The following is a 19,159-nucleotide window of genomic DNA, read 5'->3' as shown; positions in this document are numbered from 1 at the left end:
CCCCCTCGGAAGGGTGGGGGACCTGGACGAATGTTAAACTCGAAAGCTTTGTAGCAGCGGGATTTCCCGCCAGAACGAGTGTCTTCATGAGCAATCAAGCCGCCCCTCAACTCAACATGGCGGACGCTATCCGCGCCCTGTCCATGGACGCCGTCCAGAAAGCCAACTCGGGCCATCCGGGCGCGCCGATGGGCATGGCTGAAATCGCCCTCGCTCTCTGGCACGGACACCTGCGCCACAACCCGGCCAATCCCGCCTGGCCCGACCGCGACCGCTTCGTGCTGTCCAACGGCCACGGCTCGATGCTGATCTATTCGCTGCTGCACCTGACCGGCTACGACCTGCCCATGGACGAGCTGCGCAATTTCCGCCAGCTGCACGCCAAGACGCCGGGCCACCCCGAAGTCGGCATCACCCCGGGGGTCGAAACCACCACCGGCCCGCTGGGCCAGGGCATCTCGAACGCCGTGGGCATGGCCCTGGCCGAAGCGCTGCTGGCGGCCGAATTCAACCGTCCCGGCCTGCCCATCGTCGATCACTACACGTATGCGTTCGTCGGCGACGGCTGCCTGATGGAAGGCGTCTCGCACGAGGTCGCCTCGCTGGCCGGCACCCTCAAGCTGTCCAAGCTGATCGTGCTGTACGACTCGAACGGCATCTCCATCGACGGTGACATCAAGTACTGGTTTGCCGACGATACCGCCAAGCGTTTCGAAGCCTATGGCTGGAACGTCATCCGCCATGTCGACGGACACGACGCCCAGGCCGTCGAAGCCGCCATCGCCCAGGCCAAGGCCCAGTCCGGACGCCATGGCGGACCGACGCTGATCGAATGCCGCACGGTCATCGGCAAGGGCGCGCCGACCGTGCAGGGTACCGACAAGGTGCATGGCGCCCCGCTGGGCGACAAGGAAATCGCTGCTACCCGCGCTGCCATCGGCTGGCCCTATCCGCCGTTCGAGATCCCGGCCGAGGTCTATGCCTTCTGGGACGCCAAGGCCAAGGGCGCCCAGGCCGAGGGCGAGTGGAACGCACTATTCGAGAAGTACGCCGCGCAATTCCCCGAGCAGGCCGCCGATTTCCAGCGGCGCATGCGCGGCGAGCTGCCGCAGGACTTCGCCGACCGGCTCGCGCAGTTCGTGGCCGAGACCAACCAGAAGCAGGAAACCGTCGCTACCCGCAAGGCCTCGCAGTTCGCCATCACGGCGCTGGCCGGGATGCTGCCCGAGCTGCTGGGTGGCTCGGCCGACCTGACCGGCTCGAACTACACCGACTGGAAGGGCGTCGCACCGGTACGCGCCGGCCAGGACGGCATCGAGTTCGGCCGCCATATCAACTATGGCGTGCGCGAGTTCGGCATGAGCGCCATCATGAACGGCATCGCGCTGCATGGCGGCTACCTGCCGTTCGGCGGTACCTTCCTGACCTTCTCCGACTATTCGCGCAACGCGCTGCGCATGGCCGCGCTGATGAAGCAGCGCGTGGTGCACGTCTTCACGCACGACTCCATCGGCCTGGGCGAAGACGGACCCACCCACCAGTCCGTCGAGCACGCCGCCAGCCTGCGCCTGATCCCCAACCTCGACGTCTGGCGTCCCTGCGACACCACCGAGACCGCGGTGGCCTGGGGGGCGGCGGTCAGCCGTCCCGCCAGCGTGGGCATGGACGTCAAGGCCGGCGGTCCGACCGCGCTGCTGCTGTCGCGCCAGAACCTCCCCTTCGTCGAGCGCGACCAGGCCACCATCGCGGACATTGCCCGCGGCGGATATGTGCTGCGCGACGCGCTGAACCCGCGCGCCATCATTATCGCCACCGGCTCCGAAGTGGCGCTGGCGCTGGCGGCGCAGGAAGCGCTGTCCAAGGAAGACATTTTCGTGCGTGTGGTGTCGATGCCGTGCACCGAGGCGTTCGACCGGCAGGACGATGCCTGGCGCCAGTCCGTACTGCCGCGCCACCTGCCGCGCGTCGCGGTCGAGGCGGGGGTCACCGACTATTGGCGTAAGTATGTAGGCCTGGACGGCGTGGTCGTAGGGATCGATACCTATGGCGAATCCGCGCCGGCCGGTGTGTTGTTCAAGCATTTCGGGTTTACCGCCGAACGGGTCGTAGAGGCCGTCCGGAAGGTGGTGGGCTGAGCGGGGAGCATCCGTCCGCCATACGTCGTCAAAAATTCTTCTCGTCAAAGGAAAACACCATGACTATCCGTGTCGCGATCAATGGCTATGGCCGCATCGGCCGCAATGTCCTGCGGGCCCATTACGAAGGCGGCAAGAAGCACGACATCGAGATCGTTGCGATCAACGATCTGGGCGCACCCAAGACCAACGCGCACCTGACGCGCTTCGATACGGCCCACGGCAAGTTCCCGGGCACCGTCACGGTCGAGGGCGACTACATGGTGGTCAATGGCGACAAGATCCGCGTGCTGGCCAACCGTAACCCGGCCGAACTGCCCTGGGGCGAACTGGGCGTGGACGTGGTGCTGGAATGCACCGGCTTCTTCACCAGCAAGGAAAAGGCCGGCGCCCACCTGAAGGGTGGCGCCAAGAAGGTCGTCATTTCCGCCCCCGGCGGCAAGGACGTGGACGCCACCATCGTCTACGGCGTGAACCAGGACGTGCTGAAGGCGGAACACACCGTCATCTCGAACGCCTCGTGCACCACCAACTGCTTGGTCCCGCTGGTCAAGCCGCTGCACGACAAGCTGGGCATCGTCTCGGGCCTGATGACCACCGTCCACGCCTACACCAACGACCAGGTGCTGACCGACGTCTACCACGAGGACCTGCGCCGCGCCCGCTCGGCCACCCAGAACATGATCCCGGCCAAGACCGGCGCCGCCGCCGCGGTCGGCCTGGTCATGCCGGAGCTCAACGGCAAGCTCGACGGCTACGCCATCCGCGTCCCGACCATCAACGTCTCGATCGTCGACCTGACCTTCGTTGCCAAGCGCGACACGACCGTCGAGGAGGTCAACGCCATCCTGAAGGAAGCTTCGGAGGGTTCGCTCAAGGGCATCCTGAACTACTCGACCGAGCCGCTGGTGTCGTCGGACTTCAACCACGATCCCGCTTCCAGCACCTTCGACGCCACCCTGACCAAGGTCAACGGCAACCTCGTCAAGGTCTCGTCGTGGTACGACAACGAGTGGGGCTTCAGCAACCGCATGCTGGACACCACCGTTGCGCTGATGTCGGCGAAATAAGCATGGGCCAGGTCATTACGCTGGCCGACCTCGCGGCCAAGGGACAACTGGCCGGCAAGCGGGTGTTCATCCGCGCCGATCTGAACGTGCCTCTGGACGACCAGGGCAACATCACGGAGGACACCCGCATCCGCGCGTCGGTGCCGGGCATACGCCTGGCGCTGGATGCCGGCGCGGCGGTGATGGTGACCTCGCACCTGGGCCGCCCCACCGAAGGCGTTCTGACCCCCGCGGACTCGCTGGCCGTCGTGGCCAAGCGCCTGGCCGAGCTGCTGGGGCAGCCGGTGCCCCTGGTGGCCGATTGGGTCGACGGCGTGTCCGTCCAGCCGGGCCAGGTGGTGCTGTTGGAGAACTGCCGCGTCAACAAGGGCGAGAAAAAGGACGACGACGCGCTGGCGCGCAAGATGGCCGCGCTGTGCGACGTCTACGTCAACGACGCCTTTGGGACCGCCCATCGGGCCGAGGCCACCACGCATGGCATCGCCCGCCATGCGCCGGTGGCCTGCGCCGGCCCGCTGCTGGCAGCCGAGCTGGATGCCCTGGGGCGTGCGCTGCAGTCGCCCAAGCGGCCGCTGGTCGCCATCGTGGCCGGTTCCAAGGTCTCGACCAAGCTCACGATCCTCAAGAGCCTGGCCGATAAGGTGGACCAGCTCATCGTCGGCGGCGGCATTGCCAATACCTTCATGCTCGCCAAGGGCCTGCCCATCGGCAAGTCGCTGGCCGAGCCCGACCTGGTGGACGAAGCCAAGGCCATCATCGCGTTGATGGAGAAGCGCGGCGCAGCCGTGCCCATCCCCACCGACGTGGTCTGCGCCAAGACCTTTGCCGCCGACGCGCCGGCCGAGACCAAGTCCGCGGATGCGGTCGCGGCCGACGACATGATCCTGGACATCGGGCCCGCCACGGCCGACAGCCTGGCGCAGCTGCTCAAGGCGGCCGGCACCATCGTCTGGAACGGGCCGGTGGGCGTGTTCGAGTTCGATGCGTTCTCGCACGGCACCGAGACGCTGGCGCGCGCCATCGCGGCCTCGCCGGCTTTCTCGATCGCCGGCGGCGGCGATACGCTGGCCGCGATCGCCAAGTACGGCATCGCGGACCAGGTGGGCTATATCTCGACCGGCGGCGGTGCCTTCCTGGAGTTCCTCGAAGGCAAGGCCTTGCCTGCGGTCGCCATTTTGGAGGAGCGCGCCGCGCCCGGCGCCTGAAGCTGTGGACGCTACTTCCGCCCGGGCCACGAAGATCGTGGCTACCCTCGGCCCCGCTTCGAGCTCGGCCGACACGCTGGCGCGGATGATCCGCGCCGGCGTCGACGTAGTACGGCTCAACTTTTCGCATGGCACGGTGGAAGACCATGCGGCCCGCGCCGGCCTGGTGCGGGCTGCGGCCTTGTCTTGCGACCGCGAGGTCGCGATCATGGCCGATCTGCAGGGACCCAAGATCCGCGTCGGCAAATTCGCCGAAGGCCGTGTCCAGCTCGAGGCCGGCCAGCCGTTCATCCTCGATGCCTCGTGTGATATCGGCGATGCCGGCCGGGTCGGCCTGGACTATCCCGACCTGCCGCGCGATGTGCATGCCGGCGACATCCTGCTGCTGAACGACGGCTTGATCCGCCTGCGGGTGAGCCGCGTATCCGGCAACGAGATCCACACGGAGGTCGTGGTCGGGGGCGAGCTGTCCAACAACAAGGGCATCAATCGGCAAGGCGGGGGCTTGACCGCGCCGGCCTTGACCGGCAAGGACATGGAAGATCTCCGCGCCGCGGTGCAGATGGGGGTGGACTACATCGCCATCAGCTTTCCTAAGAACCGCACCGACATGGAGATGGCCCGGCAGCTGGTGGCCATCGCCGGCGCCCCCATTGGCGCCCGCCCGCAGCTCATCGCCAAGATCGAGCGGGCCGAGGCCATCGGCGTGCTGGAGGAAATCATCGACGCCTCGGACGGCATCATGGTGGCGCGCGGCGACCTGGCGGTCGAGGTCGGCACTGCAGCGGTGCCCGCGCTGCAGAAACGCATGATCCGGCTCGCGCGTTCGCGCAACCGCACCGTCATCACCGCCACCCAGATGATGGAGTCCATGATCGTCAACGCCATGCCGACGCGGGCGGAAGTCTCGGACGTGGCCAATGCTGTGCTGGATGGCACGGATGCGGTCATGCTTTCGGCCGAGACGGCGGTAGGACGCTATCCGGTGGAGACGGTCGAAGCCATGGCGTCGATATGCCTGGAAGCCGAAAAATCCCAGCATTTCGAGCTGGACAAGGATTTCCTGGACCAGACCTTCCAGCGGGTGGACCAGTCCATCGCCTATGCGGCGCTGTTCACGGCCCACCATATGAGATGCAAAGCCATCTGTTCCTTGACCCATTCGGGTGCGACGACGCTGTGGATGAGCCGGCACGATAGTGCAACACCTATTTACGCGTTGACGCCGCGCGTGGCGACCCAGCGTAAAGTAGCGCTGTACCGCAACGTCCGGACGCTGCAGCTGGAAGAATCGGGCGACCGCGACGCGGCCCTGCTGGCCGCCGAGAAACTGTTGGTGGACAAAGGCGTGGCGGGTCCTGGCGATCTCGTCGTTTTCACGGTGGGCGAGCCCATGGGCTCGCCGGGCGGAACCAATACTCTAAAAATCGTGCGGATAGGCCAGCACGGCTGAACCGGCATCCTATTTTTCTTTCAGGAGTTCACAATGGCACTCGTTTCCATGCGTCAACTGCTCGACCATGCGGCAGAAAATGGCTATGGCATCCCGGCCTTCAACGTCAACAACCTGGAGCAGGTCCAGGCCATCATGGAGGCCGCCGATGAAACCAACAGCCCGGTCATCATGCAGGCCTCGGCCGGCGCCCGCAAATATGCCGGCGAAGGTTTCCTCAAGGCGCTGATCGCCGCCGCCGTCGAGTCGTACCCGCACATTCCCGTGGTCATGCACCAGGACCACGGCCAGTCGCCCGACGTCTGCCGCGGCGCCATCGCCATGGGCTTCTCCAGCGTCATGATGGACGGCTCGCTGCGCGAAGACGGCAAGACCATCGCCGAATACGACTACAACGTCGAAGTCACCCGCAAGGTGGTCGACATGGCCCATGAGAAAGGCATTTCCGTCGAAGGCGAACTGGGCTGCCTGGGCTCGCTCGAGACCATGAAAGGCGACAAGGAAGACGGCCACGGCGCCGAGGGCACCATGACGCGCGAGCAGTTGCTGACCGATCCGGAGCAGGCCGCCGACTTCGCCAAACGCACCCAGATCGATGCCCTGGCCATTGCCATCGGTACCAGCCACGGCGCCTACAAGTTCAGCCGCAAGCCGAGCGGCGACATCCTCGCCATCGATCGCATCAAGGAAATCCATCGCCGCCTGCCGACCACTCACCTGGTCATGCATGGCAGCTCCAGCGTGCCGCAAGACCTGCTCGCCGTCATCCGCGAGTTCGGCGGCGATATGAAGGAAACCTACGGCGTGCCCGTCGAGGAGATCCAGGAAGCGATCAAGCACGGCGTGCGCAAGATCAACATCGATACCGACATCCGGCTCGCGATGACGGCCGCCATCCGGCAGTTCCTGGCCGAGAATCCTTCCAAGTTCGACCCGCGCGAGTACCTCAAGCCGGCGCGCGCGGCCGCCAAGAAGATCTGCGTCGAGCGCTACACCCAGTTCGGCACGGCCGGCAACGCCAGCAAGATCAAGCCGATCCCGCTTACCGTGATCGCGTCGGAGTACGCTTCCGGCAAGCTGGCCCAAGTCGTCAACTGAGTCTTCTCCAACCCCACAAGGCAGCGTCATGTCCGCACCGCTTTACCAGTCCACCATCCGTTCCCTGCCGCTGCTGGGTCGCGGCAAAGTGCGCGACATGTACGCTGTCGGGGACGACAAGCTGCTGATCGTCACGACCGACCGCCTGTCGGCGTTCGACGTCATCCTCGACGATCCGATACCGGGCAAGGGCGAGGTCCTGAACTCGCTCACCAACTTCTGGTTGAACCGGCTCGGGCATCTCATTCCCAACCACCTGACGGACATCGCGCCCGAGACGGTGGTGGCCGCCGACGAGCGCGACCAGGTGGCCGGCCGCGCGGTCGTGGTCAAGCGCCTGAAGCCGGTGCTGGTCGAAGCCGTGGTGCGCGGCTACCTGATCGGTTCAGGCTGGAAGGATTACCAGGAAACCGGCAGCGTCTGCGGCATCAAGCTGCCCGAGGGGCTGGTGCAGGCGCAGAAGCTGCCCGCCCCGATCTTTACGCCGGCCGCCAAGGCCGAACTGGGCGCCCACGACGAGAACGTCAGCTTCGAGCACGTCGTGAAGGAAGTCGGCCCGCAGCTGGCCGAGCAGATCCGCGACGTGTCGCTGCGCATCTACCAGGTTGCATCCGAGTACGCCGCCCAGCGCGGCATCATCATCGCCGACACCAAGTTCGAGTTCGGCCTGGACGACCAGGGCGTGCTGCACCTGATGGACGAGGTCCTGACGCCGGATTCCTCGCGCTTCTGGCCGGCGGACTCCTATGTGCCGGGCACCAGCCCTCCGTCGTTCGACAAGCAGTTCGTGCGCGACTGGCTGGAAACCCAGCCCTGGAACAAGACCGCGCCTGCGCCGCGGCTGCCGCAGAACGTGCTGGAACGGACCTCCGACAAGTACCGCGAAGCCAAGGTCCGGTTGGTGGGGGCCTGAGCGGCCCCGCAAGTAGGTCGCGGGGCCGGCCGGGCGTCGGGTCCGGTCCGCCGGCCCGCTAGAACAGCAACGACGAAAGCTTGCGCCGGTACTGCGCGACCAGTTCGGGTTGCGCAGACGCCATGTCGAAAACAGCGATCATGGTCTTGCGGCCGATCTCGTCCTGGAAGCTGCGGTCGCGCCGCACGATCTCCAGCAGTTCGTCCATGGCGCCAGCCCAGGCGCGGCGCGCGATGCGCTTGTTGGCGAGATCCAGCCGCGCCTGCAGGTCGTCGGGATTCTGCTGGATGCGAGTCAGCAGCTCGGTTTCCTCGGGCGTGTCCTGGGCCTGCTCGACCGCGTTGAGCGCCGTTTCCAGGTTGGCATAGTGGGGATCGGCCTTGGCCTGGGGCGTGAGCAGCTCGAACTGCGCCTTGGCGTCTTCCGGCCGTCCGGTGGTGAGCAGCAATTCGACGTAGTCCATGCGCGCCGGATCGTAGCTGGCTTCCAGCATGAGCGCCGCGCGCAGATGTTTCTCGGCGGCCGCGGCGTCGCCGGCCTGCATGGCGGCCAGGGCCTGCTGATGTTCCTGCTCGTGCGGCAGCGGCAGCAGCCGGTCGATGAAGGCGCGCAGCTGCCCTTCGGGCAGTGCGCCGGTGAACTGGTCGACCGGGCGTCCGTCGAGGATGGCCACTACCAGTGGAATGCTGCGCGCCTGGAAATGGGCTGCCAGTTGCTGGTTTTCGTCGACGTTGACCTTAACCAGCTTGAAGCGGCCGCCATACTCGCGTTCGAGTTTTTCAAGGGCCGGCGTGAGCGAGCGGCAGGGGCCGCACCAGGGCGCCCAGAAATCCACCAGGACCGGTTTTTCGCGCGAGGCCAACAATACCTCGCGCTCGAAATTGGCGAGCGTGACATCCATACCGGGAATCCTATGAAGCAATAAGCGAAAAGGAGATTGTGCTTCATTTTGGGGCTTGCGGCTCGCCGCGGCGGGACGCCCGGTCGCCCGGTCAGGGCACCGGCTGCGGCGAGGTCCGGGCAAACGCCCGCAGGTAGTCGCTCAGCCGGCGCACGCCGGGCGTTGCCTGCTTGCGCGCATGGGAGATGAGGTAGAACGACCGGACCAGCCTGGGAAGGCCGGTCGGCAACTCGACCAGCTCGCCGGCCTGGAGCATGTCGCTCACGACCCAGCGCGACAAACAGGTAATGCCCAGGCCGCCCGCCGCTGCGCGCTTGATGGCTTCGGAGTTTCCGAACTCGATGCCGGACTTCATGTGCAGCAGATGCGGGGTCAGCGCCTCCCGAATCGTCTCGCGGGTGCCTGAGCCTTCCTCGCGCAACAGCCACGTGGCGGCGCGCAATTGCTCCATGGAGACGCGGACGCCCGGCGCCGGCACGATGGGGTCGCGCGCGCCCGCCACGATGACCAGTTCATCGGCCAGCCAGGGTTCGACCGTCAGCTCCGGTTGTTCGCAGGGGCCTTCGACCAGCGCGAGGTCCAGCTCGAAGTTCACCACTTGGGTGGCGATCGTCAGCGTATTGGCGATGGCGACATGGGCGGTCCAGCTCGGCTGGCCGCTGCTTTCCAGATCCCGCCTGAAACCGGCCAGCAGCATGGGCAGCACATAGTTGCCGATGGTGGTGCTGGCGCCTATCCGGAGCAGGCCGACATGCCCCGGACCATCGCGCGCCCATCGTTCGATCGCGGCGGCCCGGTCCAGCAGCTCGCGTGCCTGCGGCAGCAATTCGCGCCCGTTGTCGTTGAGCACCAGGCGTTTGCCGACCCGGTCGAACAAGGCCATATCGAGTGCGCGTTCCAGGTCATTGAGCGCGGCGCTGGTGGCCGATTGCGACAAGGACACAAGCGCCGCCGCCCCGCTGGTGCTTCCGCTGTCGGCGATGGCGGTGAATATCTGTAATTGGCGTAGGGTCAGGCGCAGGGCGTCCATATCACTCAATAACCACTTTTGCAGTTTGAATATACAAAAATAAACCGTTTTACCCGTTAGGAGCCGCTGCGTAGAGTGGAGGGCGTTAATGCTGGAAGTTATTAGCTTATGCCATACCCATCTATGTCCACCCCATCGGTTTCGGCCGGCTCCGGAAAGCTGGCCGCGTTCCTACGGCAGGCGGGCCCGGGACTGCTGCTGGCCGGTGGGCTCGGTGCCGTGGCCATGGGCGTGGGCACATGGGAGGCGTTCGCCAGCCGGGGCCTCAGCGCCCTGACCATCGCCATCGTGCTTGGCATGTTGGTCGGCAATACCGTCTATCCCCGCATCGCCGACCGTAGCGCGGCGGGCGTGGGCATTGCCAAGCAGACGCTGCTGCGCGCCGGCGTCGTGCTGTATGGGCTGCGGCTCACTTGGCAGGACATAGGCGGCGTGGGTGTGGCAGGCGTGCTGACCGACGCCGTGGTGCTGCTATCGACCTTCGGCCTGGCCTGGCTGGTGGGCACGCGTGTATTCAAGCTGGACCGCACCTCCGCCTGGCTGATCGGCGCCGGCAGCTCCATCTGCGGGGCGGCGGCGGTCATGGCCACGGCCCCCGTGGTACGCGCCAAGGCCGACCAGGTGGCCGTGGCGGTCGCCACGGTAGTCGTGTTCGGGACGCTGGCCATGTTCCTGTACCCCTTCCTGTACCAGCTCAATGCCGCCTGGGAACTGGTGCCCGGCGGTGCGCGCGGGTTCGGCGTCTATGTCGGATCGACCGTGCACGAGGTGGCCCAGGTGATTGCCGCGGCGCGCGCGGTAGGGACCGAGGCGGCCGATACGGCGGTGATCGCGAAAATGGTGCGGGTGATGATGCTGGCGCCGTTCCTGCTCGCGCTGTCGGCCTGGCTGGCCTGGGACGGCGCGCGGCAGGGTGGGCGCGGGGCGGACCGCGGCGGCTTGTGCATCCCGTGGTTTGCCGTGGGCTTCGTCGCCATGGTCGCATTCAATTCCCTGGTCGCGCTGCCCCCGGAGGTCGTTTCGCTGGCGCTCGATCTCGACACCTTGCTGTTGGCCATCGCCATGGCAGGGCTGGGGCTCACGACTCACGTGGGTGCCATTCGCCGGGCCGGCCTGCGGCCGCTGCTGCTCGCCGCTTTCCTCTTCGGCTGGCTGCTGGGCGGCGGCGCGCTGGTCAACCGGCTGTTCGGCTAAGGCGGACCTGGGCGCAGCGCGTGGCTGGCGCGCTGCGATCCGCCGGGCGGGCGGCAGGTTAAAATCCCGCCTTTAGATGCTCGCCCCGCGCTCCGGCGCACCGGGCGCTCGCAGGGTCATACATGTCCAGTCCTTCCTCTTCTTCCCCTCTCCCTTCTTCCGCGGCGGTGCAGGTCGGCGTCGTCATGGGGTCTTCCAGCGACTGGGAGATCATGAAGCACGCCGTCGCCATCCTCGATGAATTCGGCGTGGGCCACGAGGCGCGCGTCGTGTCGGCCCACCGGATGCCGCTCGACATGGTCGAATACGGTGCCGAGGCGACCCGGCGCGGCTTGCGGGCCATCATCGCCGGGGCGGGCGGCGCCGCCCACCTACCCGGCATGCTGGCCGCGCTGACACCGGTGCCGGTGTTCGGCGTGCCGGTGCCCTCCAAATACCTGCGCGGCGAGGACTCGCTGCTTTCCATCGTCCAGATGCCCAAGGGCGTGCCGGTCGCCACGTTCGCCATCGGCGAGGCAGGCGCCGCCAATGCCGCGCTGCATGTGGTGGCCACGCTGGCTTGTACCGATGCCGGCCTGCGACAGAAGCTGGAAACCTTTCGCGCCCGCCAGACCGCGGCCGCGCGCGCCATGGCGCTGCCGCCGGGAGGTCAGGCATGAGCGCACCGCGAGAGGGTATACGCGTGCCCGAAGCGCGTACGGTGCAGCCGGGCGGCTGGCTCGGCCTGCTGGGCGGCGGCCAGCTCGGACGCATGTTCTGCCACGCGGCCCAGGGCATGGGCTATCGCGTCGCGGTGCTCGACCCGATTGCCGATTGTCCCGCCGGCGCGGTGGCCGATCTGCACATTCGCGCCGCCTACGATGACGAGGCAGGCCTGGCGCAGTTGGCCGAGCGCTGCACCGCCGTGACCACCGAGTTCGAGAACGTCCCCGCCGCCAGCCTCGAGAAGCTTGCGCAGCGCTGCCAGGTGAGCCCGGCGGCCGGTGCGGTGGCCATCGCACAGGATCGCATCGCCGAAAAAAGCTACATCGCCTCGATCGGCGTGCCGGTCGCGCCGTATGCCGAGATCCGGTCCGAGACCGATATCGCCAGTGCGCCGGCTTCGCTGTTCCCAGGCATTCTGAAGGTGGCGCGACTGGGCTACGACGGCAAGGGACAGGCCCGGGTCGAGTCGCCGGCCGAGGCGCGCGCCGCGTTCGCATCGTTCGGCAATGTGCCGTGCGTACTGGAGGCGCGGCTGCCCTTGGAGTTCGAGGTGTCGGTCGTGGTGGCGCGCGGCTTCGATGGCGAGGTGGTCACCTATCCCGTGGCCGAGAATGTGCATCGCGACGGTATCCTGGCCGTATCCACCGTGCCGTCGCCCCGCGCCTCTGCCGACATCGTCCGCCGCGCCAGCGCAGCGGCGCTGCAGGTGGCCGTCGGCCTGGATTACTGCGGCGTGCTGTGCGTGGAGTTCTTCGTCCTGCAGGACGACCGCCTCATCGTCAACGAAATCGCGCCGCGCCCGCACAACAGCGGCCACTACAGCATCGATGCCTGCGTCACCAGCCAGTTCGAGCAGCAGGTACGCGTGCTGGCCGGCATGCCGCTGGGCGCTACCGACCTGCTGGCCCCGGCCGTCATGCTCAACGTCTTGGGCGATATCTGGTTCGCACAAGGCGGGCACGCCGCCGAGCCGCCGTGGGGCCGGGCCCTCGAGTCCGCGTGGGCCAAGCTGCACCTCTATGGCAAGACGGAAGCCAGGCGCGGCCGCAAAATGGGCCATGTGACCTGCCTCGGCGCCGACCGCGCGCAGGCCGAGCGCAGCGCCGCGCAGGTAGCGGCCGCGCTGGGCATCGCTTTTCCGTAGGACGTACATGGCCGCCCGCATCCTGCCTCCCTCCACCGAGGCCATCGCCGAAGCGGCGGCCTTGCTGCGCGCCGGGCAATTGGTCGGCATGCCTACCGAGACGGTCTACGGCCTGGCGGCCGATGCTTCCAGCGCCGACGCGGTGGCCAGGATTTTCGCTGCCAAGGGCCGGCCGAACGACCACCCCGTGATTGTCCATGTGGCCGCCGGCGCCGACTTATCGCGGTGGGCGGCGCGCATACCCGAGGCCGCCCGTCGGCTCATGGCCGGATTCTGGCCAGGGCCGCTGACCCTGATCCTCCCGCGTGCTCCCGGCGTGCTCGACGCGGTGACCGGCAGACAGGATACGGTGGGTTTGCGCTGCCCGTCGCATCCCGTGGCGCAAGCCTTGCTGTCCGCCTTCGGCGGTGGGCTGGCGGCGCCCTCGGCCAATCGCTTCGGCCGGGTCAGCCCCACCACGGCGCAGCATGTGGCCGAGGAGTTCGACCAGACGGTTCCCCTGGTCCTGGACGGCGGGCCCTGCGCCGTGGGCATCGAGTCCACCATTGTCGACGTCTCTACCGAGCTTCCCATTCTGCTGCGCCCGGGGCACGTGTCGGCAGCGGCGTTGTCTGCCGTGCTGGGCAGCCCGGTGCTCACCCCCGCTCAAATGGAAACGCGGCGTGAAGTGCCACGGGTCTCCGGCGCCTTGTCGGCGCATTACGCGCCGCGCACGGCCCTACGGCTGGCCGATCCGGATGTCCTGGCGGCCGAAGTGGCGGCCGCCCGGGGCCAGGGAGCAACCGTAGGCGTCTGGTCGGCACGCGAACCGGCAGGTGCCACTGTGTGGCTGCCGGCGCCGTCCGAGCCGGAGGCGTATGCACAGGCGTTGTACGCCACGCTGCGGGAGCTCGATGGGCAGGGCTTGGACATGCTGCTGCTCGAGAGCCCGCCCGCAACGCCGGCCTGGGCCGCCATACGGGATCGCCTGGGACGAGCCTGCGTGGGGTCGGGCACCCGCTAGCCTGACGGCCGCCCGGCAGGCACGCCTTCGCGTGCTCGGGAAACTACTTACTGCTGCTTGCGCGCGTAGGCGAACCAGGCCGCGGTCTGGTCGTTGTTAGTGGCCATCATCAGCAGCAAGGGGGGCTCGTCCCGCGGCGTCAGCAAGATGGCAACGCCTTGCATGCTGGTGCCGGCGTGCTGGCTCAGGCAGTTGGTCGCATTGCCGAACGAGAACGTCGTGGTGGCGTAGTTCTTGCCGGACGCGGATTCGGCTACCGCGCCGCTGACGTTGCAGGTATCGGGGCGGCCGCTGACGGTCATGCGGGCCTCGAAATTGCCGTTGGACTGGATCGTGAAGTTGACGCCGCTGGCACTCGCACTGTCCCGTCCCACCCAATTGCCCGCGTACGCCGCCAGGTCGAAGGGTTGGTCATACACACCATCGAATTGTGACGTGAAGGTCACGTTCTGCCCGAGGTTGCCGTCGAAGGTGCTGGCGCTGGTCACCGTGCCGGTAATGTCGGCGTTTTCCGCCGTCGTGTCGCCTGTGCCGAAGGTCGTCCCCGTTCCCGAGTAGGCCCTGCCGTTCAGCGAACCGGTGCCGCGCGTGAGCCGCCGCACTTGGCTGAAGCTTTCGTTCCAAGACATGGCCCACAGTTCATTGGTGGGAGTCACGAGCATGTGCAGGGAAAGAATGTCGCTCGTGACCGTGCCGGTCCAGATGCCCTGGGCGTCACTGTTGTCCCCGCCGCCTCCGCCGCCATCGCCGCCGTCTCCTTCCGACGAGCCGAAGTAGCCGTTGCAGGCGGTCAGGGAAACGGCGCAGATCAGGGCGAGTGCGAAGCGGCGGTGCATGGCGGGCCTGGGACCTGGTAGCGGATTAGGAAACGGGTGGCGTTCTGCGCGAGCGCTGCGGGGTGAGGTCGAACCCACCGGCATGAAACACCAGCGGCATGGCATCCGTATGGCCGCAACGCTCGACCTCGCCTACGAAAATACAGTGATCGCCTTCGCGGTACCTGCTGCGGTTATAGCACTCGAACCAGGCCGTGCAACCCTCGAGCAGCGGCGCGCCGTTGCTTCCCGGGCGCCACGGGGTCTGCTCGAAGCGGTCGGCGGCGTTGCCGCGCGTGGCGAAACGCTTGGCCAGGTCGAGCTGGTCGGCAGCGAGTACGTTGACGGTGTAGTGCTTGGCGCCTTCGAGCGAAGGGAGGGAGCCCGAGGCCAGCGACAGGCTCCACAGCACCAGCGGCGGCGACAACGAAACGGAATTGAACGAACTGACCGTCAGGCCGATGGGCCGCCCCTCGGGGCCGATGGCCGTGACGATGGTGACCCCGGTGGCGAAGCGGCCAAGGGCGGAGCGGAAGGCGGTCGAGTCGAAGTCCGGTAGGGCTGCAGGCATCCAGGGGAGGGCAGACGCACCCAGGTCGCTGGTTGCGCGGCTAATGTTGCTGTAAAGCTCCATTTTAGCCGGCAGGCCGGTGCGCGGCGATTTCCCGCGCGAGCAGCTCGAGCGTAAGCGGCGCGCTGCCTTCGGCCTTGTTGTTGGCGACGATCCATGCCGGCTGCCCCGCGGCGTGCGCCGCGCGTGCTGCTTCGGCCAGGACCCGGCGTGTCACGGGGTCCTCGACCTGTATCTTGTCGAACGGCGAGAAACGGGCCTTGGCAGCCTCGTAGCGCTGTCCCGCCAGCAGGCTCCATCGCACCACTAGCGGACCGGGACCGGTCGCCGCGACCGCCTGCATCTGGCGCTCGGCGGAGGGCATGCGGGCGTGGATGGCGACGCAATAACGCACTTCGCGCTCGGCAAGCATTCTCATCATGCGCGGCGTGACGACCTGCGGGTCGCGGAACTCCACCGCGTAGAACGGTCGTTCGTGGCCGCGGGAGGCCGGCAGCGACGGCAGTGCGGCGAGGAAAGCCGACAGGCGCGCCACCCATCCCGCCGGATCGGCCAGGATCTCGGCCGGTAGGGGCGAGAACTGGAACACCAGCGGCCCGGCCTTGTCGCCGAGTCCTTCCAGGCAGGGCGCGACGAAATGGTCGTTCGCAAGAACCGGGTCCAGAAAGCTCGGGTTGGGGCCGGTGGGCGCGCCGCGGTCATCGCGAAGCACGGCGTCGGTAATGAGATTGGGCGCCTTGACGACGAAGCGGAAGCCTGCCGGCACTTGCCTCGCATAGTGGGCGTACTGCTCGGCGGTCAGGGGTGCATAAAAGGTCCGGTCCAGGCTGACGCTGTTGAGCAGCGGGTGCGAGGAATACGCGGGCAGGCCCTCGCGCGACAGCAGCGATTCGCTGGCCTTGGCGCCGTAAACCATGCCGTTCCAGCCGGAGAAGGCCCAGGACGAGGTGCCGAGGTACAAGCGCCCCGGCAGCGAGGCGGCGAGCTCACGCAGCGCCGGCGGATGCTCGGCGGCCGGCACGGTGCTGGACTTGCTCTTGCGTTTGGCGACGGGAGCCGGCGCGTCGTCGAAAAACGATCCCTGCCCGGCCGGGGGAGTGGCATTGCCATCCGCCGCCGGCTCTCGCTTGCCCGGGCGGCCGTGCGTGGTCATGCCGGGCTCATGGGGCCAGACGCACGATGCTCCAGCCGCCCTCCGGCAACGGACGATAGAGCAGGCGGTCGTGCAGGCGCGACGGGCGGCCCTGCCAGAACTCGATGGCATCGGGTACGACCCGGTATCCGCCCCAGTGTGCCGGCCGGGGTGGGTGTTCGCCCAGTTCGGCGCGCAGTCGGGTCTCGCGTTCGCGCAGGACCTCGCGGTTGGGGATCTCCATGCTCTGGTCCGAGGCCCACGCTCCTATGCGCGAACCGAGCGGCCGGCTGTGGAAGTAGGTGTCCGACTCCTGCTCGGAGGTACGTTCAACCCGCCCTTCGATACGGACCTGGCGTTCGTGCGCGGGCCAGAAGAACAGCAGGCTGGCGTACGGGTGGTGCGCAAGGTCGTGCCCTTTGCGGGACTGGTAGTTGGTGTAGAACACGAAACCGCGTTCGTCGTAGCCCTTCAGGAGCACCGTGCGGGCAGCAGGGCGGCCCCGTTCGTCGACGGTGGCCAGCGCCATCGCATTGGGGTCGGGCAATTGATCCGAGACGGCCCGGCCGAACCAGGCGCCGAACAGCTCGAACGGCGAGGCGGGCGCGTCGGCCTCCAGCAAGGCGCCCTGCTGGTAATTCTGGCGGATGTCGGCAATGGACATGATCGGCGCGAAGAAGAAATTCCAGCTGTCACTATAACGGTTTGTCGGACCCGGCCTCGTGCGGCGCCGCCAGCCGTTGTACCAGCCGCTCCAGTCGATGGTCGCGGATGCCGTGCTCGCGCAGCGCATGCGCGGTGTCGCGCACATAGTCCAGGCAGGCGCCGTAGCGGCCCCGTCCGCGGCGCACCGCGCCCAGCAGTTCCGGTTCCTCCAGGCCGCCGGCGTAGCCGGAACCGCGCCGGTCGATGACGAAGGCCAGGGCGTGAACGGCCCCGCCGGCCGTTTCGCAGCGCAACCAGCGCGGGTGGTAGGACCCCATCATCATTTCGCGCTCCCACAGCGCAACGAAGACCGGCTCCACATCGGCCGCGGCGATACGCAGCGCCACCCCGCGGCAACTGCCGCCGCGGTCCAGCCCGAACACCAGCCCGGGTGCGGCCAGCGTGCCCCGGTTGATGCGCGACCACAGGCACAGCGAGCGATGGTATCCGCGCACCGTCGCCATCCGGCGTTCTTGCAGCGGGAAATCGGCCTTCCAGATGAGCGAGCCGTAGGCGAACAGCCAGACGTCTTGCCGCCGGTCCCAGCCGCGCAGCGCCGATTCGATCGAGGCCTGGCGCTGGGCGGGGGTCAGGAGCAGCGGGGCGTATTCGGCGGGGTAGGCGGCAGCGGACAAGGTACGGGGCGGGAAGCGGGCGATGGAGAAATTCTATCGCCCCCGTCGCCGCCCGTGTACTCCGGGTCTTCAGTGCGGTTCGTCGCTGTAGAAGTTGCCCGCTCCGGACGCCATTACTGCCCGGCACCCGGCTAGGGCCGCGGCGGGCGGTTGAATATCCCGCCCGCGAACAGGCATATTGCCACGGTCCAGAACGGCAGGCCCACGCCCGCCAGCGCGCTGAGGCTGCCGAAGGCCAGTGGCAGGACGAACTGGCCGCCGTTGATGGTGGCCATGCGCAGTCCCAGCGCCTCGGCCGCGCGGCCGGGCGGGGCATGGGTATGCAGCAGCGCCATCAGGCTGGGTTGCCCGCTGCCCAGTGCCAGGCCCAGCACGAACCCCAGCGCGATCAGGATGGGGACGTCGCGAAAGAACGGATATATCAAGTAGATCACGCTGGCGGTGAGCATCGCGGTGCGAAGCAGCGTCCAGGGCGCGAGGCGGCGCTGGATCCAGGGCAGCAGGATGCGGATGACGAACGTCGCCACGGCGAACGAAGAAAGAATGACACCTATGGTGGTCGCGGACAATCCGATGGACGCGCCGAAGATGGGCACCATGAATGAGTTCAGGTCCCAGGCGCCCGAGAGCAGGCCAGTGGCGATCAACACCCGCCGCAGGATGGGACTGGCCAGCAGGTCGCCGACCTGTTCGCCGGACGGCCGGCGCTCCACCGGGGCGGCACGCGGCAATAGATGCTGGCTGCGCAGCAGGACGCCGAGCGCGGTCAGCTGGCATAGCAGGAGGACGCCGAAGGCCCAGCGCAAGCCCAGGTGGTCGATGGAGAGTCCGGCAACCAGGGGACCGCCGAACCCGGAGATCGACATCGAGAGCGACAGGCGCGAGAAATTGAGGATGCGCCGGTCTGGCGTGGCGTGCAGGCCGAGGACGTTCTGGACCGAGATCTGGAACACCATGCAACCTATGCCGGTCAGGCCGCTCGACACGAACAAGACTGCGGTTTCCTGCATGGCGAAGGGGAGCAGGTTGCCGAAGATCAGGAAGGCCGTGGCTATCCGCATGGGCCGCCGCGCCCCGACATGATCCACCCACCGCCCGACGTGGACCGACAGCAGCATCGGCACTAGCGCGAACAAAGCCATCAGCACGCCCACCGTGAAGCTGGACGCGCCCTGCGACAGCGCACCGAGCGAGACGGTGACGCGGCCGCCCGTCAGCGCAAGATGGGCCAGGATCGCCAGCACGCAGAAGATGGCGACGCCGCGCTCATCGAGCGGCGCAAGGCGCGGCTCGGTAACCGGGATCTCGGGGTGCGCGGGCGAGTCGGACAAGATGGGAAGCGGCGACCGGGGCAGGCGCCGGCGTCTCGGATGGTTTTTTGTGTTGGTTCCCATTCTACCGCTGCATGCCGGGAATGCGATGGCCCGCCTGCCGCCTGCTACTATCGGGG

The 19,159-nt window shown here is 67.5% G+C and carries 18 protein-coding genes; 10 read left to right on the top strand and 8 right to left on the bottom strand.

What is annotated here, in order from left to right:
- Positions 1 to 86: 86 nt before the first annotated feature.
- The 6 genes from tkt to QHC78_RS03505 are packed head-to-tail and all read left to right on the top strand — an operon-like array spanning position 87 to position 7,874.
- Complete coding sequence (gene tkt, locus QHC78_RS03530) at positions 87 to 2,135, top strand: transketolase (protein ID WP_319742475.1); 2,049 nt, start codon at positions 87 to 89, stop codon at positions 2,133 to 2,135.
- A gap of 59 nt (positions 2,136 to 2,194) precedes the next feature.
- Positions 2,195 to 3,205, top strand: a complete 1,011-nt coding sequence (gene gap, locus QHC78_RS03525; protein WP_319742474.1) for a type I glyceraldehyde-3-phosphate dehydrogenase — start codon at positions 2,195 to 2,197, stop codon at positions 3,203 to 3,205.
- Positions 3,206 to 3,207: 2 nt separating this feature from the next.
- Positions 3,208 to 4,410, top strand: a complete 1,203-nt coding sequence (locus QHC78_RS03520) for a phosphoglycerate kinase (RefSeq protein ID WP_319742473.1) — start codon at positions 3,208 to 3,210, stop codon at positions 4,408 to 4,410.
- Between the two features lie 4 nt (positions 4,411 to 4,414).
- A complete protein-coding gene (gene pyk / locus QHC78_RS03515) occupies positions 4,415 to 5,863 on the top strand; it encodes a pyruvate kinase (RefSeq protein WP_319742472.1) in 1,449 nt (482 codons plus the stop codon).
- A gap of 33 nt (positions 5,864 to 5,896) precedes the next feature.
- The gene (gene fba, locus QHC78_RS03510) at positions 5,897 to 6,961 is read left to right on the top strand and encodes a class II fructose-bisphosphate aldolase (RefSeq protein ID WP_319742471.1); all 1,065 of its coding nucleotides are present in this window, start codon (positions 5,897 to 5,899) and stop codon (positions 6,959 to 6,961) included.
- Between the two features lie 28 nt (positions 6,962 to 6,989).
- On the top strand, positions 6,990 to 7,874 hold the full coding sequence (locus QHC78_RS03505) for a phosphoribosylaminoimidazolesuccinocarboxamide synthase (RefSeq protein WP_319742470.1): 885 nt from the start codon (positions 6,990 to 6,992) through the stop codon (positions 7,872 to 7,874).
- A 58-nt stretch (positions 7,875 to 7,932) separates the two neighbouring features.
- On the opposite strand, the gene trxA is transcribed toward QHC78_RS03505, so the two are convergent.
- Entirely contained in the window at positions 7,933 to 8,775 is an 843-nt protein-coding gene (gene trxA / locus QHC78_RS03500; protein ID WP_319742469.1) for a thioredoxin, read from the bottom strand.
- Between the two features lie 91 nt (positions 8,776 to 8,866).
- Positions 8,867 to 9,805: a LysR family transcriptional regulator gene (locus QHC78_RS03495; protein WP_319742468.1), complete on the bottom strand. Its 939-nt coding sequence runs from the start codon at positions 9,803 to 9,805 to the stop codon at positions 8,867 to 8,869.
- A gap of 108 nt (positions 9,806 to 9,913) precedes the next feature.
- Between QHC78_RS03495 and QHC78_RS03490 the strand changes: the two genes are divergently transcribed.
- The 4 genes from QHC78_RS03490 (at position 9,914) to QHC78_RS03475 (ending at position 13,851) form a co-directional block, all read left to right on the top strand.
- The gene (locus tag QHC78_RS03490; RefSeq protein WP_319742467.1) at positions 9,914 to 10,999 is read left to right on the top strand and encodes a YeiH family protein; all 1,086 of its coding nucleotides are present in this window, start codon (positions 9,914 to 9,916) and stop codon (positions 10,997 to 10,999) included.
- Between the two features lie 122 nt (positions 11,000 to 11,121).
- Positions 11,122 to 11,658, top strand: coding sequence for a 5-(carboxyamino)imidazole ribonucleotide mutase (gene purE, locus QHC78_RS03485; protein WP_319742466.1), 537 nt, complete (start codon positions 11,122 to 11,124; stop codon positions 11,656 to 11,658).
- Positions 11,655 to 12,848, top strand: a complete 1,194-nt coding sequence (locus QHC78_RS03480) for a 5-(carboxyamino)imidazole ribonucleotide synthase (RefSeq protein WP_319742465.1) — start codon at positions 11,655 to 11,657, stop codon at positions 12,846 to 12,848. Before purE ends, QHC78_RS03480 begins: the two co-directional genes overlap by 4 nt.
- 7 nt (positions 12,849 to 12,855) lie before the next feature.
- Positions 12,856 to 13,851 (top strand): L-threonylcarbamoyladenylate synthase, encoded by a 996-nt coding sequence (locus tag QHC78_RS03475; RefSeq protein ID WP_319742464.1) that lies wholly within the window; start codon positions 12,856 to 12,858, stop codon positions 13,849 to 13,851.
- Positions 13,852 to 13,898: 47 nt separating this feature from the next.
- Here the strand turns inward: QHC78_RS03475 and QHC78_RS03470 are convergent, their stop codons facing one another.
- The 6 genes from QHC78_RS03470 to QHC78_RS03445 all read right to left on the bottom strand — a co-directional run bounded on the left by QHC78_RS03470 (position 13,899) and on the right by QHC78_RS03445 (position 19,040).
- Positions 13,899 to 14,687: a hypothetical protein gene (locus QHC78_RS03470; protein WP_319742463.1), complete on the bottom strand. Its 789-nt coding sequence runs from the start codon at positions 14,685 to 14,687 to the stop codon at positions 13,899 to 13,901.
- A gap of 25 nt (positions 14,688 to 14,712) precedes the next feature.
- Complete coding sequence (locus QHC78_RS03465; protein WP_319742462.1) at positions 14,713 to 15,237, bottom strand: flavin reductase family protein; 525 nt, start codon at positions 15,235 to 15,237, stop codon at positions 14,713 to 14,715.
- 64 nt (positions 15,238 to 15,301) lie between these two features.
- The gene (locus QHC78_RS03460; RefSeq protein WP_319742461.1) at positions 15,302 to 16,390 is read right to left on the bottom strand and encodes a DUF72 domain-containing protein; all 1,089 of its coding nucleotides are present in this window, start codon (positions 16,388 to 16,390) and stop codon (positions 15,302 to 15,304) included.
- 7 nt (positions 16,391 to 16,397) lie between these two features.
- Positions 16,398 to 17,036 (bottom strand): pyridoxamine 5'-phosphate oxidase, encoded by a 639-nt coding sequence (pdxH, locus tag QHC78_RS03455; RefSeq protein WP_319742740.1) that lies wholly within the window; start codon positions 17,034 to 17,036, stop codon positions 16,398 to 16,400.
- Positions 17,037 to 17,064: 28 nt separating this feature from the next.
- Entirely contained in the window at positions 17,065 to 17,709 is a 645-nt protein-coding gene (locus QHC78_RS03450; protein WP_413816400.1) for a gamma-glutamylcyclotransferase, read from the bottom strand.
- A 131-nt stretch (positions 17,710 to 17,840) separates the two neighbouring features.
- Entirely contained in the window at positions 17,841 to 19,040 is a 1,200-nt protein-coding gene (locus QHC78_RS03445; protein WP_319742460.1) for an MFS transporter, read from the bottom strand.
- Between the last annotated feature and the right edge of the window lie 119 nt (positions 19,041 to 19,159).

The organism is Pigmentiphaga sp., assembly GCF_033795525.1.
Taxonomy (GTDB): domain Bacteria; phylum Pseudomonadota; class Gammaproteobacteria; order Burkholderiales; family Burkholderiaceae_B; genus Pigmentiphaga.
This window is presented reverse-complemented; position numbering and strand designations above follow the sequence as displayed.